This window comes from Gilliamella sp. Fer4-1 (genome assembly GCF_001690515.1).
Classification (GTDB): domain Bacteria; phylum Pseudomonadota; class Gammaproteobacteria; order Enterobacterales; family Orbaceae; genus Gilliamella; species Gilliamella apicola_C.
In genome coordinates this window covers 1-16,459 of record NZ_LZGZ01000272.1, presented here as the reverse complement: position 1 = coordinate 16,459, position 16,459 = coordinate 1, and the positions used below count along the sequence as shown (strand labels likewise).

Genomic DNA, 16,459 nt, shown 5'->3' with positions numbered 1-16,459 from the left:
CGCAGTATGATTTGGGTGTTCGATATGATCGCGGCGAAGGAGTTGAACAAGACTATGCTAAAGCAAGAGAATGGTATGAAAAATCAGCTGCTCAAGGTTATGCGAGTGCTCAATCTAATTTAGGTGTTTATTACGATTATGGTACGGGTGTTGAGCAAGATTATGTGAAAGCAAAAGAGTGGTACGAAAAAGCAGCCGCTCAAAATGATGATTACGCTCAATATAATTTAGGTATCTTATACAGTGAAGGGCGAGGAGTAGAAAAAGATGTGTCTAAAGCCAGAGAACTATTTGAAAAATCTGCGAAACAAGGTCTTGCCAATGCGCAATATAATTTAGCTATTATGTACTTACAAGGCGAGGGTGTAAAAAAAGATATAGTTACAGCAAAAGAATGGCTCGAAAAAGCCGCTATACAAGGTGTGCCACAAGCACAATTTAATTTGGGTGTCATGTATGAAAATGGTCAAGTTGTAAAAAAAGATCATAAAAAAGCCATGGAATGGATTGAAAAAGCGTGTAAAAACGGAGTTAATCATCCACTTTGTAACTAAAGCGTACTTTTAACCTGCAATACCAATAAAACTCGATTAAACGCAAAAAGGGGGAAATGAACTACTCCCCCTTTTGTTAATGTTATATTAAAATAATTCTAATTAGCTGCTGTGTGGATTCTTGTTCTGATTGATTTAAAATACCAAACAAGTACAGTCAAAGCGATACCAGCAGATAATAAATCCGCGATGGGTGATGAAGCCCAAACGCCATTAAGCCCAAAGAATAATGGCAAAATATAGAGTGTTGGCAATAAGATGAGGATCTGCCTTGAAAGGCTGAGCAAAATAGAAATTTTTGCCATACCAATACATTGGAAAAAGCTGGTTGTCACCATTTGAAAGCCAACAAAAACAAAAGACAGTGTAGTAAATTGTAAAGCAATAGCCGAAAGTTGCACTAAATCTTCCTCCGAACTAAAAGCTCGTACTAACATATCTGGAATAAAAAATCCTAACATAAAACCGAGCGAAGTCACCACTGTAGCCACTTTAACAGCATAAAAAAAAGTTTTTTTAACGCGATCATAATTTTTAGCACCATAATTATAACCAATAATAGGTTGCATACCTTGATTGATACCAATAACAATCATAATCACTAAAGTAATAAGCCGGTTAGCATTCGAATAAGCCGCAATCGAATCATCACCAGATATATCTGCAAGTGGCGCATAGCGGTTAAGTTGCCAGTTAATAAACACCACAACAATTGATGTTGCTACTTGCATTGAAAAAGGCGACAAACCGATTGATATCACTGATTTAGCAATTGAAAAGTCCAGCTTAAAATTACGACGATAAAGTTTGATATTACTATTCTTATTTAAAAAGTGTTGCATAACAAATACAAAGCTAATCATCATCGATAGTGTTGTTGCAAAAGCTGCTCCGCGCATGCCCCAACCTAAACCAATAATAAAAATTGGCGCCAAAATGATATTGGCAATTACGCTAACAAACATGGTGACCATCGCTTTAAAGGGGTAACCGCTCGCTCGCATCATATTATTGTAGTTAAAGGTAAGCGTTAAAAAGATACTGCCGGGTAAAAAAATCGTTAAAAACTCTCGGGCATAGACATGATTCTCTGGGCTTGAACCCACAAAGTGCAACACAGGATCAACAAAATAGAGCAATAACGAAAGCGTAATGCCACTCAGCACTGCGGTTAGCATAAACGAGGTACCTGCGACTTTTTCGGCTTTCTCATTCTCGCCACGACCTAAAAAAATCGAAATTCGACTAGCAGAACCAATACCTACTAGCATACCAATGCCTGCAGCTAGGTTCATAACTGGCAAAATAATACCAGCACCGCTTAATGCTTCACGGCCAATCCAGTGACCAATAAAAATGCCGTCAATAATGTTATAAAGCGTATTGACAATCGCTCCAATTACGGCGGGCAGTGCATATTGCCAAAATAATGCACTAATTTTTTTATTTTTAAAATCGTTATAAACATCAAGAGAGTGAGCCATTGCTTTTAATTTCCTGCTGTTAAATATGTACAGAAGTTACAGATAACTATGTGTTTGAGTTAAAAGAATATAATCATTATTGAAATTCGTTATGATTTATTCATGCCAGTTTGTTGGTTATATTACCAAAATAATAAACACGGTTTGTTATTTTTACTTATTTTTAATTATTACTGACAGTGGTCTATAGCAACTACCCTAATATATTCATTGCCATTATGGCGGTTAAATCTTGTCAAAAAATTTTAGGTAATGATGCATTTGAGTATCTATTTGATGCAATTTGATTGTGCTAGTTTAACAGACTGGTAAATTGTTAATAGCACTTTTTCAACGCTTTGATAAAATAACGCTCTTAATGATTATTGCGATCCAATAGGAACCTCACCAATGAGCGTACAGATAGAAAAGATCATACTGCATAAATTAATTAGAAAAAGTGATACAGAAATCGAACTGCAACTTCGTGATTCAATGCTAAGTAATGAGCAGGCGGTTGTTAATCTAATTGAAGATATCAACCGTATTTATAACAACAAAAGCAAAGCTTATGGGCTATTTAATAGCGACAGCTTGTTTGAGCAATCGCTAAAAGAGTTACGTCTTGGTAATCAAGACTTTTTACATTTTAGTCAGGAATCAACCAAACAACTGCGTAATGAACTGGCTAAATATCCTTTTGCTGAAGGGGGTACGGTCGTATTTTGTCAGTATCGCTATTTAGCGGTTGAATACCTGATTATTGCGGTATTAAACAGCTGTTTAAGTATGCTAGTTAATGAAGACTTAGATATTAGCGAAACGCAATACCTAGATATCGCTCATGCTGACATTATTGCTCGAGTTGACATTACCGAGTGGGAAACCGAAGCTGACTCAAAACGGTACTTAACTTTTTTAAAAGGACGAGTAGGGCGAAAAGTATCTGACTTTTTTATGGACTATTTAGGTGCAAGTGAGGGATTAGATGCAAAAGCGCAAAATAAAACGCTGGTCAAAGCGGTTGATGATTACTGTCAAGAAATGCAATTTGACAAACAAGACAAAACCAGCGCGCGCGAAAACGTTTATAACTACTGTCAAGCCCAATTACAAGCAGGCGAAGAAATTGAACTGAAAAATTTGGCCAACGAACTACCAGCCAGTGTTGACAATAACTTTATTGAATTTATTAAAAATAGTGAATATGATTTAGAAGAAACCTTTCCCGTTGATCGCAGTGCACTGCGTCAGCTTAAAAAATTCTCAGGTAGTGGTGGGGGATTAACATTAAGCTTCGATTCGAATTTATTAGGGGAGCGCATTAAGTGGGATCCGCAAACTGACTCTCTAGTGATTAAAGGGGTTCCACCTAATTTACGTGATCAGCTACAACGCAATAGCGGTTCCAACTAATTATCAACCAACAACGTTATTAGGACACAACATGAAATACATTGGTGCACATGTAAGTGCAGCAGGTGGGGTAGACAATGCCCCAATTAACGCCTATCAAATTGGCGCAACCGCATTTGCGCTATTTACCAAAAATCAACGACAATGGCACGCCAAACCGCTTGAGCCCACAATCATCGACAGCTTCAAAAAACGTTGCGAAAGGTATGGCTTTACTAGCAAACAGATCTTACCGCACGATAGTTACTTAATTAATTTAGGCCATCCAGATCGAGAACAGCTCGAAAAATCTCGCACTGCCTTTTTAGACGAAATGCAACGGTGCGAACAGCTAGGACTGACATTACTTAATTTTCACCCAGGTAGTGACTTAAAACAGATTTCGGTTGATGAATGTTTATCGCGCATTGCCGAATCGATTAATATCACGCTTGATAAAACACAAAATGTGGTTGCTGTTATTGAAAATACTGCGGGGCAAGGATCTAACTTAGGCTATAAATTTGAACATTTAGCGCAAATTATTGATCAAGTTGAAGACAAAAAACGAGTGGGGGTTTGTATTGATACTTGCCATGCTTTTGCCGCAGGTTATGATCTCCGTACTGAAAAAGCCTGCCAAGAAACCTTTGCCGAATTTGAAAAAATTGTAGGTTTTCAATACTTGCGAGGCATGCATTTAAACGACGCCAAAAGCGAATTTGCCAGCCATGTTGATCGCCATCATAGCTTAGGCAAAGGTAATATTGGCGAAGAGGCATTTAAATATATCATGCAAGATCCAAGAATTGACGAAATTCCGCTTATATTGGAAACCATTGATCCGGATATTTGGGCACAAGAAATTGCTTGGTTAAAGGAGCAAGTGAACTTATGATAAAAAAAGTATTCTACTTTTTTTGTATTTTTACTTTAGCTATGCCTAGTTTTTATAATTATGCAAAAAACCTTGAAAACAACACTTTGATAGAGTTTGATGGTAGTGGTTATCGGAAGGATATTCGAGTATATTCACTAGCATCTATTGATTATATTAAAGATGATCCTAACTTTATGTTTGTTTCATTATCTGATGATATTAAGTTATATGATGAAGAAAATAAGGAAAGTGTTTTTTTGATTCCAGAAGGCAAAAGAAAAAATTATAAAAAGAAAGAATATTTATTAACTGATTCGTATCGAGCTAAGTTCTTTTCTGAAGTGGGGATATCTGAAGACGATACTGTTTTTATTTATGATTATGATCAAAATTATTTAAAATCATTTCCTATTAATAGCTTAAAAGTTTTAGCTATTGTTAATCCTTATAAAGACGCAGATGATGGTCCTTTCTATTTATCTGATTATATGTTTGGTTTTAAATTAGATTCAAAAGGATTGAAAGATTATTCATATAGCAATCTTGTTTATATTGGTAAAGAAAATCCTTTTGTTCAAAAGCCCTTAACGCCTTTATTTTGGAACAAAATTGATGAAAAGGATTCTCCTGTTCTTGATGAAAATGATGACATTACCTCTTTAGCATTTGATGGCGATTTGAAAGATTTAAAAAAAGTGGATAGTTATTTGGCTCAAGCAAATGGTTTTCGTTTTTTTATAGAAAATTATACAATAAAAAACGAAAGTGCATTTTTCCATAGTGGTGAAATCATCGCAAGACATTTAATTATATTAGACTCTGACTCCAATATAATAACGAATGTGATTGACGGTATAATGGAAGGCGACATGTTTTACCCGTTAAATAACTTAAATAGCAAAGATGAGCCTATATATCAATGGACAGGTAAAATTTTAAAGAATGAACCACCTGTTGTATTTGGTTTTAAATCATCATCGTTTGCTTGTACTCCTGTTTTTCAATTTATGCACCCATTGCACGACTATTTTGTCCCAAGGTGTGATGCTCGGCACTGATATCCGATAAATTATTTTTATCTGAAAAACCGTAAAATCTCGTTCTTGAGAGGAAGAAGATGTTAATAGAGTAAATTTTATGTAGGATTCTTTTTAAAAAGATTATCTATTTTTAGTATAGCTACAATAATTATATAAATAACAAATTAGTTAAAATAAGGAATAGCGGTTTGAATCAATCAGTATCGTCACTAGCAGAGCTTAATATTCCACCTTATTACCCAATTGAAGAAAGCCCTTTACCAGCTAGTTTCAGGCAGACTATGCAACAAAATTATGCGCAGCAATTAGTCATGTTAGCCGCAAAAGCAAAAAACGAAGCTGATGATAATGCGATTTGGAGCAGAAATTATCATTATGCTCATGAACGTAATGCAAAATTAAAAGCATGGACATCAGATACTCTTGATGATGTTTTTGCTTATTTAAATGGCGCTGAAAAAGAAGCCAGTTTAGATCTAAACAATAATAATCAATTTATTTGCCAAAACAATCTACTATTACTTACGTTGTACCGAGAATGTCTCCAAAAATTACCAGAATGCCATGTACAGCATTTATTACGGGCATATTATATTGAAACAAATATGCAAATTACCCATAATTTAGATTTACTTTTTGAAAAAGAGGAATAACTCCAGTAAGCAGATTTGCGACAATTTACTGACTTATTAGCCAGAATAATACCAAGCGAGCAAAAGGCAAAGCGATATATCGCAGATATTTTTAACGAAATTTTCTTTACCTTTTTAATTTGCTGAAGGTTATGCTGATTATATAGCCGTTGCGAACGCTTTAGACAGATTGAATCCAGAATGGATGGAGAAAGAACTATGAATAAAATAAATCAATTATCATCACAACAACTAATTACCGCCATATTTGAACCTGTAAAGCAATTGAATAAAGCCATGCCAGAACGTATTACTCAATATATTTTATATGGTGAAGACCCAAACGTGTTGGTTGATTTAAATCAGTTAAGCCAATCTTCAAACTCGACGAAAAATCTTTATGAATTACTTAGAAGACCTTGTGATTTGTATATCATTAGCCTTGATGACAAAGCGAATTCATCGGAAGATGCAAGAATAGCTTTTTACCAACGTTGGACTGATGAGTATTCTAATGAACAGATAACCCGTTTTGCCCGAGTTTTAGCCTCAGTTTGTAGCAATTTACACTTTATTAAACTCATTACTTCACAGGTACCATCTTGGTTTTTATATCTGCTATATGATGGTTTGATTACCACAATGACAGATTGTATTAACGAGGATCAACGACAAAATTGGTCAATTAAACAATTACATCAATTGCTTGATGCTCAAGAGCCTGAATTAAGCCAAAAGTTACTAATGGCTATTTTTGATCGTCAAAATATTTCAATTAACTATCAGAGTTATTTCAGAAATTTCTTTATAATTAATGATTTATTACCTTATATTATTGAGCATATCGAGATTTTCAAACAATTACCCGAGCAAGGTATTGCGGTATTAGGGCAAGTTGAGCAATTAAAATATATCCAACAACATCCTGAGCTCCACACAATGATGATTGACTTTATTGCTGTACAGTCATTAAATAGCTCAAAACAAGTTAGCCAGCTAGCAACGGAAATGCTACTTAGCTCTCCGCGCGAAATAGTACAACCACATTTACAACGGTTATTAACCTCAGGTACCGTTAAACAACGTAGCAGTGCTGCGACATTACAAGCTAGAATGTCATCAGATCCGACAATTTTACAACAAGCCTTAGCTAGCGAAACAAATAAAACCGTTATTACGACAATTGAAAGTGCACTGTCTCGGCTTGAAAGTGCCAATGCCGTTGAACAACAAGCAACGTTGGTCATTGCTGATTTCGAGCCAATACAAGATATTGATTTACCAATCAATGCTCGAGATATTTTGCAACAAAATTATGAAGAATATTTGATAGAATGTGAAAAAGCAGCGCAAAAAGAGGCTGAATATAATAAAAAATATTTAACAAATTGGACGACAGAAGCAGAAACATATAAAGCTTTAAAAGCGGTCACATCGAAAGATTTGGATGATATATATCACTATTTAAATGGTAAAATTGAACTTTCGGCATTATTTAAAAAAATAGATAATAGCTTCAGTACGTCATTTGTATTGGCTAAAAATAGGCTACAAAATTTACCCGAATGTACGCTTTTTCATTTTTTGCGTGCGGCTAGATTGACTGATAAGTATTCTGGCATTTATTATTTTCAACAATTATATGAAAAAAACGAATTTTTAAAAGACTTTGATCTTAGGCAGATAGCCTATGTATTAGCAAAACTTGATGATCCTGAACGTTCTCTCTATGCTATTGCTTTGCCATTTTTAACCACAGACACTTATCATGAGATCTATGAAAATGAGCCAAACAAATTATGGCCATTTTTTGCCGAACATGAATTTTTGCTTGATGAGGCGTTGGGATTTGCTCCAGCCAACAAAATCTGGTCGTATATCAATATAGATAAAGCGAGCGCTATAAAAATATTACAAACTTTTCCAACTTTGCCTGCTAAATATGTTTCTTATCTATGTGAATTAGCCTTGGAAGAAAGCAAACAAATACGCTATACAGCGCAAGATGCTTTAAGTGTAATACCAAATATTCACAACCAAGTGGAGCAGGCGTTATCATCGGCTAAACAAGAAGTGCGTATTGCAGCAGCTAATTGGCTTGCACAGTTAGGGCAAAAATCTTCGATTAAAGCATTAAATGAGGCTTTACAAAAAGAAAAGCGCGAAACCGTACAAGCGTCATTATTAATTGCGCTTGAAAAAATTGGTGAAGATATTAGCCAGCAATTAACCACTAAAAAACTATTAGCCGATGCACAAAAAGGCTTAAAAGGTAAAAAACCTACTGATTTTGATTGGTTTGATGTAACGCTAATACCATCATTAACTTGGCAAAATGGAGAAGATGTTGATCCACAAATTGTGCAATGGTGGGTATGGTTAGCGGTCAAGTTGAAAGAACCCGCTAACCCATTATTAGGCATTTATAGCCGTTTATTAAGTTTGTCAAGCCAACAACTATTAGGCGAATTTATTTTACAAAGTTTTATCAAACAAGATACTCGTAGACCAACAGTGGAAGAGGCTGAGGCACAAGCCAATTTATTGGCGGATAAGCGCTTACAACAATGTATCAAGTGGTATCAACAATATCCTCAATATTACCCAAGTTATGCCAATATCACTTTTGAACAAATATTTGAAGAGATAAAAAATGAAACACTTGCCGTCTATCTTGGATCGGCCATTAAAGCAAAAGGTCTATTAGCATTAACTCGTGGTATTGAAGGTCGTGTTGCGGTTTCACTAGTACGTAACTATATGAAAGATCATCAACAACGACGAGCACAAATTGAGGCCATGCTTGAACCACTTGCAAATAGTGATGATCCACTTATTACGCAACTCCTCTTATCGCTTGCACGCCGTTATCGTACCGCATCGATACAAGAAAAAGCACGATTATTGGTGGAAAATATTGCGAAGCGTAATGGTTGGACGACCGATGAACTCGCTGATCGCACCATTTCTACCGCAGGGTTAGATGATAATGGGGTGTTAACGCTCGATTATGGCGAACGAATTTTTACGGCGAGTTTCGATGATAAATTTAAATGGCATTTAAAAAATTCAGATGGTGATGAAATTAAAGCGTTACCTGAAGCACGTAAAAGTGAAGATGTAACGTTAGTGAAAGAAGCTAAAAAACAGTTTACTAACAGCAAAAAAGAGCTAACGCAATTACTCAATATGCAAATGACCCGTTTTTATGAAGCCATGTGCGCACAGCGCCATTGGCGAGTTGAGGATTGGCAAAAATACTTGCAACCACATCCAATTGTGGGAAGGCTTGTTCAACGTTTAATTTGGCTTGAATTAGATGACAAAGGGCAAATTGTAAATAGCTTCAGGCCAACCGAAGATGGTAGCTTAATTACTACAGACGATGATGAAATTTCATTAAATCAAGTAAATAAAATCGCTGTTGCACATTCGGCATTGCTATCAAGTGATAACATAAAAGCATGGCAACATCATCTTAAAGACTACAAAGTCACGCAACTATTTGAGCAGTTTACACACTCATTACCCGATGTGAGTAAAGTTGAAAATAATATTATCAATGAATGCTTTGGCTGGTTAACTGATAGCTTTACCCTACGTGGCATTTTAACAAAATTGGGCTATAAACGTGATGCTGTTGAAGACGCAGGTTGTTTTTATGGCTACTATAAATATTTTGTTGGCCTTAATCTGTATATCAATATTGAATTTAGCGGCAGTATGGTACCTGAAGAAAATGTTCCTGTGGCACTTTTTAACCTGTATTTTAGTAAAAAACCCGGTTTAAAACACCGAGCAATTGAACTTAATCAAGTGCCGCCCGTATTGCTTGCAGAAGGCTATGCTGATTATATGGCTGTTGCTAAGGCCAGCAGTGGTTTTGATCCAAAATGGGAGCAGAAGCTATTATGGTAAAAAACGCACAAGCTATTCGTTTAAGTGCTGAACAACGTTATGCTGATGAGCTAAATAAGCTACTTGAATTAGATAATGCAAACAATAAACCTCAAGGTTGGAACTTATCACCCAAATTAGTACGGCAATTTATTTTAGGTAATAAAGAGCTGGGCATTAGTCGTAAATTTTTTGGTGATGATCCGCTGGTCGATCGGGCAATTGTTTCTTTACTTGGTAAACAAGGTTTGATGTTAGTCGGTAAGCCGGGGACCGCTAAATCGATGTTGTCTGAATTGCTAGCGGCAGCAATTAGTGGCGATTCAAATCTGACTATTCAAGGCACGGCTGGCACCAGTGAAGATCATATCCGATATGCTTGGAATTACGCTTTACTATTAGCCGAAGGACCAACAGAGCGCGCATTAATCGGCTCGCCTATTTACCATGGTATGCAACAAGGTAAAATTGTTCGTTTTGAAGAGATCACGCGTTGCCCACCCGAAATTCAAGATGTACTGGTATCATTAATGTCTGAAAAGCAAATGATGATCCCTGAAATGGGGCAAAGTGTAAAAATGAGTGCTAAGCCTGGATTTAATCTTATTGCTACGGCAAACTTGCACGATCGTGGTGTGCACGAAATGTCGGCTGCATTAAAACGTCGCTTTAATTTTGAAACGGTTAATCCTATTACAGATAAAAATTTCGAAATAGAATTAATTCAAACACAACTTAATCAGGAATTAGGCGAATTAAAATCACAAGTCATTGTCCCTATTGATGTCATTGAACTGCTAGTGACCACATTTCAAGAGCTAAGACAAGGGCAAACGCAAAATGGCACTCACCTTAAAGTGCCTGATGCCGTGATGTCAACGGCTGAAGCTGTGAATATTGTGCATGCTTCAGCATTAGATGCTTATTATTTTGGTGATGGCACACTAAATGGGGGGCAGATTGCCAAACAACTGATAGGTGTTGTTTTAAAAGATAATGCTGACGATATCAAACGCATTCAATTTTATATGGATAATGTGGTGCGTGAACGGGCTAAACATTCATCGCAATGGCACTCGTTTTATCAGGTATCTAAACATTTTTGGAAATAATTAATCAATAATGATAATGAGCCGATCACAATTACCACAACGCCTACAACATGCTTTAATAGGTAAAGATGCTTTGCAACAACAGCAGATCTATTTTGCGCCTGTACGTCATCATAGTCCTGCTTGTAGCTATGCTGTTAGGCAACTGATTAACCAAATTAAACCTACCCATGTTTTAATTGAAGCGCCTGCGAGCTTTTCATCCATACTCGATGAATTATTACATCACGAAACTGAGCCACCTATAGCCATACTTTGTCAAGCTGATATCCAAATAGCAAAATACCTAAATAATGAAGAGCTGGCGATAGGTAACGAGCAAGATAACGAAAAAGATAACGAAAAAGATAACGAAAAAGATAACGAAAAAGATAACGATAATGAATTGCTATCAGCAACGGAATTGATTACGCGCACCGCATTTTACCCATTTTGTAGTTATTCACCTGAATGGCAAGCAATGCAATTGGCAAAAAAATACCATGCCAATATTCAATTTATTGATCTACCTTGGGCTGAGCAAGCTGTTCAAGAAATGATGCCAAAGCATGATGCATCATTGTTATGTGAAACCTATTTGAAACACAGTGAATATATTACGCAATTAGCTAGAAAATTACACTGTCGTGATCATGATGAAGTTTGGGAACATTTGTTTGAATTACGTGATTTTGCTGATATTGCTAACTGGCGCACTTTTTTTGAAGATACTTTCATTTGGTGTGCCATGGCAAGGCTAGAGTATACTGCTTCATCGCTTGAATTAGAGGGCTCTAGCCAGCGAGAACAGCATATGATAACGGCTATTAGGCAATTAAAACAGTCCATGCCAGAGGCAAAAATTGTCGTTGTCACAGGAGGATTTCACACTTTAGCGCTGTATGAGGGATTGGCGAACGCAAAACTCATTGTACCGAACAAAGCAAAAATTAATAAAGTAAATCAACAGCACGAGGCGAAACAATGGCAAAATAAAAATGATGGTGATCGAACTTGGCTTATTCGTTATAGTTTTGAGCGCCTTGATGCATTAAACGGCTATTTTGCCGGTATGCCTTCTCCTGCTTATTATCAAGAAGTGTGGCAGTCAATGCTAACTTATGAACAAAATTATGAACAAAATCAATCACAAACCACACAAGATCACCGACAAGCACAAGCCTTACAATTTTTATCAAATATTGTGCAGCAATTACGAAAACAGCAAAGTGTTGATAATGGTGCCAATAATGAAATTGGCTTGGTACCCTTAAAATCTGCGATTGAACAAACCTATTTATTAGCCGAGTTACGAGGGCATTGTGGTCCAGGACGATATGATTTACTTGATGGTATACAGTCAGCCTTTATCAAGGGTAGCATTCATGATGTGCGTGGAGAATTTTGGCAAATAATTCATCGTACTTTATCGGGCGACCAATTTGGCAAAATCCCAAGTAACATTGCTTCACCGCCGTTAGTCAATGAGGTTTACGCAATGCTCAAAAAGTATCGTTTTAAATTAGACGATACATTACCTAAAATTGCACATATTGATATTTACCGTAAACCTGAACATCGGCAACGGAGCCGTTTTTTACATCTGCTGGCTTTTTTAGATGTTGGCTTTGCCCAGCGCCTTGATGGCCCCAATTACCAGTATGGAACACGGTTAACCATCATGTTTGAAGATTGGCAATACCAATGGACACCAATGGTTGAAGCCAAGTTAATTGAGCTATCACAACAAGGCACTCGGTTAGAACACATCGCTTTACAAAAACTACATCTATTGATGGAGTCATTAACCGAAGATGGCATAACCCAACCTTGCCAACTTGTTGTTCAAATTATGCTAAAAGCGGCTTTAATGGGATTTCCATCCTATTTTACAACGTTATTGACAAAGCTATCAAAATACTTAGATACGGGCAATACATTGTCATCATTAGTTGATTGTGGGCATCGATTACTTTATTTATGGCAGGGGCGTGATTTTTTAGCGCTTAATGATAGTGCCACTTTGTTAGCTTTATTAGCTAAAGTACCAAGGCAAGCTTTTTTCTTACTAGATACATTAAAGCAATCAGATGAGCAACAACAGCAAGAAAATTTCAATACATTATTATCACTTAGAGATCTACTCAATAATTTACCTGAGCAACTTAACTCGAAAAAGCTTAAGCAGGATTTTTATTTTAATTTACAACGTTTACAGCCTTTATTAACCCAAGCGCCACTAATTCGTGGTGCCATTGATAGTCTCTGCTACCTAGATTCGCAAATTAGCCAATCAGAACTTGATGAAAAAATAAAAATTGCTTTTGATTTAGGTGCTCAATATGAACAGGTAAGTAGTTATTTAACTGGCTTGATTCAATGTTCACCAGAATTACTTATTCAATCGTCGCAACTGCTAATGAGCCTTGATGAATTGTTGGTACATTGGGATCAAGAAAAATTTATACAAATACTGCCTGATTTACGATATGCCTTTGCAAAGTTGACGCCGAAACAAAATGCGACAATTGCTGAAAAAATTGCTAAAAAATATCATATTAAAAAGCAGAGCATGGACTTTGAACAATATAAATTTAGTGATGACGACTTACAAAAAACACTCGCTTTAGAATTTGCTATTTGCCAGTATATTAATCAACAACAACTCCAAGATTGGTTTAAACGGTAAGGTATAAACATGAATAATAATAAACCAATAATCGATACTCAAACCGTTAATCATATTAAACGATGGCGGTTGATTTTAGGTAAATATGCTGATCATCACCTTAATCAAATAGCATTCGATAAAAATGATCTTAGGTTAGCACAATCATTAGATTTCCTTTATCGGCATGAATACCGTCAACGAGGGTTAAACGTGGATGAACAAGATCACACAAAGCACAAAGGGAAGGGCGGTAGCAATCATCATTCTGTGTTTAACACCATTAATTGGTTAAATAAAACGCGAAAACTATTTCCTAAAAGCACTTTTGAACGAATGCAACAGCAAGCAATAGAACGTTATCAATTACACGAGTTCTTAAACGATCCTAGCGTTATTAATGCGTTAGAACCCAATATGAATTCGCTGCATTTATTAATGAATTTTCGGGGGCAATTAAAAAAAGAGGTTTATTTGGCAGTAAAAGAATTGATTCAAAGGGTTGTTGATCAGATCTTACAAAAAATTAAACCCAATTTTATTAATGCGATAAGCGGTAAAAAACATCGATTTCGACCTTCCCAAATACGTTGTAGCCAAAACTTCGATTGGCGAGCTACAATGAAAGCCAACTTAAAACATTTTGATCAAAACAACCAGCGACTGATGATTGAAAATGTCATTTTCAACTCGCGAATGAATAGGCATTTACCTTGGGATATTATTTTATGTGTTGATCAAAGTGCATCAATGAATAACTCAATTATCTATTCTGCGGTTTGTGCAAGTATTTTGGCGAAATTACCTACAATTAATTTGCACTTGTTTGTTTTTGACACGCAAATTGTTGATCTTACTCATTTAGCTCACGATCCTGTTGAAGTGCTTATGAGCGTTCAGTTAGGTGGCGGAACAAACATTGCAAAAGTGCTTAATTATGCTGAACAAAAAGTCAAAACCCCGCATCGAACTATTATGGTATTGGTTAGTGATTTTTGCGAAGGGGGATCACTCATTGAACTTTATACCACCGTGTCAAGGATGAATAGTAACCGCATTAAAATGTTAGGATTAGCCGCATTAGACGACAATGCCGAGCCGGTTTATGATTTGCAAATCTCACAGCAATTAGCTAATCGAGGTATGCAAATTGCTGCATTAACGCCTGAACATTTTGCTACTTGGTTAGCGGAGGTTATGTAATGAGTTGGCAGCAAATTTATTTAAATTATGATCAAGACGCTTTAGCGCTTTATGCTAACATTGGTTTAATTCGCCGCGCTCGTAAAGATATTGAGGCAAATAAAATTGAATTTATTCAGCAAGAAAATAATAATATTTTGCAATTCAATGCTGATGGACAACAAGTTTGTTTGCCTGCACAAGGGATTCAAGCCGCTAGTTGCAGTTGCCCAGCGCATGGGCATTGTAAGCATATCATATCGGCTGTTTTATGGTTGCAAGCGCATAATTCGGAGCATGGTTTAGCGAATGGTTCAGCAAATAGTTTAGCAAATAGTTTAGCAAATAGTTCAGCAAATAACTCAGTACCAGAAGAAACTCCCTCTCATTGCACTAAACGAGATGATAGAAGCCCAATAAAACCATTAACGCCATTAGATGATTTGAATAAAGTTAATAATCAGGCTAAACAAGATCAGATTAAGCCAATCACGCCTTTAACTAACGTGTTAACTGAATTATTATCATTAGATGCCAGCAAGCTTTTAAAAAAAGCAGGTAAAGCGAACACACTGACGGCTTATGAACTTGTATGCAATTGGCAAAAAAATAATTTACTGACAATTCAATACCAACAATCGCAACAATCGCAACTACGTATTACGGTACCTGAAAGTTCTGAACCTATTATTTATATAGCAGGAACAGGTTTTGATGGGATGATCTCAGCACTTCCCATAAAACAAAAAATGGCCGTGCATTTAGCCATTATTGCTTATCTTTTTGAACAAAATAATCAAGCATGGCAATGGCCAGTAGCCGTAGATCAGATAAAAAATGAGACTCAACTACTTTCACTTGAAGAAATTACCCTCATAAAACAGATTCAAACATATATTTATAAGCTTATTTATCAAGGCTTATCTCATATTAGTCATAATCAACTATCGCATTTACAATTATTCAATATATCAGCCAAAACACAAAATTTACCGCGGTTGGCGGCAATGCTTAGGCAACTATGTCAATTGGTTGAGTTACTGGCTAACCGCCATTTTACCGTTGAAGAACAAGATATTTTACTGTTTTTGGGGCAGATAAAAGCTTATACCGAAATGCTATTACATAATCAAGGTGAACCGCTTAGCAAATTGCGAGGTAAGATAACGCGCCAATATAAAACAACAGAGCAAGCACTTGACTTATTACCATTAGGGGGACGTTGGTGGCAAAGTAGAACAGGAGCCGTTGGTGCGACATTTTACTTTTGGGATATAAAACAACAACAATACCAAGAAACGACATTAGCCAGATCTGATAAAAATAATATCAATTTTAACCGTGTAACAATTTGGAACAGTATGTCGATATGGCAAACATCCCCTGATAGGTTAATGCAAAAAGCCATAACACTTCATCGCCCTCGTATATCCCAAAATGGCGAGTTAGCCAGTAGTGGTTCGACCGCTACGTTACAACAAAACGGGTGGAATGATGAAAATTATCTTAAATTTAAAGCAACTACAGGCTTCCAAAATTGGCCAGTATTAAATGGTTATTTGCAAAATAGCCATTTGGATGACGTTCTTTTTAATGAGGTAGTATTTGTTCATATACAAAATAACGATAAGCCGTATTTTGATGAAATTAGGCAAAG

Annotated in this window: 11 protein-coding genes; 10 read left to right on the top strand and 1 reads right to left on the bottom strand. The window is 36.2% G+C overall.

Going from position 1 to position 16,459, the window contains the following annotated elements:
- Positions 1–554: tetratricopeptide repeat protein (locus A9G30_RS09570; RefSeq protein ID WP_141672068.1), on the top strand; the 554-nt coding region annotated here is incomplete at its 5' end.
- 98 nt (positions 555–652) lie between these two features.
- Here A9G30_RS09570 and A9G30_RS09565 read toward each other — a convergent pair.
- The gene (locus A9G30_RS09565; protein ID WP_065588804.1) at positions 653–2,038 is read right to left on the bottom strand and encodes an MATE family efflux transporter; all 1,386 of its coding nucleotides are present in this window, start codon (positions 2,036–2,038) and stop codon (positions 653–655) included.
- 390 nt (positions 2,039–2,428) lie between these two features.
- Between A9G30_RS09565 and yejK the strand changes: the two genes are divergently transcribed.
- From yejK to A9G30_RS09520, 9 genes are all read left to right on the top strand, one after another.
- Positions 2,429–3,433, top strand: a complete 1,005-nt coding sequence (gene yejK / locus A9G30_RS09560) for a nucleoid-associated protein YejK (RefSeq protein WP_065582748.1) — start codon at positions 2,429–2,431, stop codon at positions 3,431–3,433.
- Positions 3,434–3,464: 31 nt separating this feature from the next.
- A complete protein-coding gene (gene nfo / locus A9G30_RS09555) occupies positions 3,465–4,310 on the top strand; it encodes a deoxyribonuclease IV (RefSeq protein WP_065588803.1) in 846 nt (281 codons plus the stop codon).
- Positions 4,307–5,350 (top strand): hypothetical protein, encoded by a 1,044-nt coding sequence (locus tag A9G30_RS09550; RefSeq protein WP_065588802.1) that lies wholly within the window; start codon positions 4,307–4,309, stop codon positions 5,348–5,350. Before nfo ends, A9G30_RS09550 begins: the two co-directional genes overlap by 4 nt.
- Before the next feature lie 170 nt (positions 5,351–5,520).
- Positions 5,521–5,985, top strand: a complete 465-nt coding sequence (locus A9G30_RS09545; RefSeq protein WP_065588801.1) for a hypothetical protein — start codon at positions 5,521–5,523, stop codon at positions 5,983–5,985.
- A gap of 198 nt (positions 5,986–6,183) precedes the next feature.
- Positions 6,184–9,882: a DUF4132 domain-containing protein gene (locus A9G30_RS09540; protein WP_176700887.1), complete on the top strand. Its 3,699-nt coding sequence runs from the start codon at positions 6,184–6,186 to the stop codon at positions 9,880–9,882.
- Complete coding sequence (locus A9G30_RS09535) at positions 9,858–10,973, top strand: ATP-binding protein (RefSeq protein WP_141672067.1); 1,116 nt, start codon at positions 9,858–9,860, stop codon at positions 10,971–10,973. Before A9G30_RS09540 ends, A9G30_RS09535 begins: the two co-directional genes overlap by 25 nt.
- A 16-nt stretch (positions 10,974–10,989) precedes the next feature.
- Positions 10,990–13,641 (top strand): DUF5682 family protein, encoded by a 2,652-nt coding sequence (locus A9G30_RS09530; protein WP_081295791.1) that lies wholly within the window; start codon positions 10,990–10,992, stop codon positions 13,639–13,641.
- Between the two features lie 9 nt (positions 13,642–13,650).
- Positions 13,651–14,823, top strand: coding sequence for a VWA domain-containing protein (locus A9G30_RS09525; protein WP_065588798.1), 1,173 nt, complete (start codon positions 13,651–13,653; stop codon positions 14,821–14,823).
- Positions 14,823–16,459, top strand: a 1,637-nt coding sequence (locus A9G30_RS09520) for a hypothetical protein (protein ID WP_065588797.1), incomplete at its 3' end; no start/stop codon positions are given. The genes A9G30_RS09525 and A9G30_RS09520, both read left to right, overlap by 1 nt.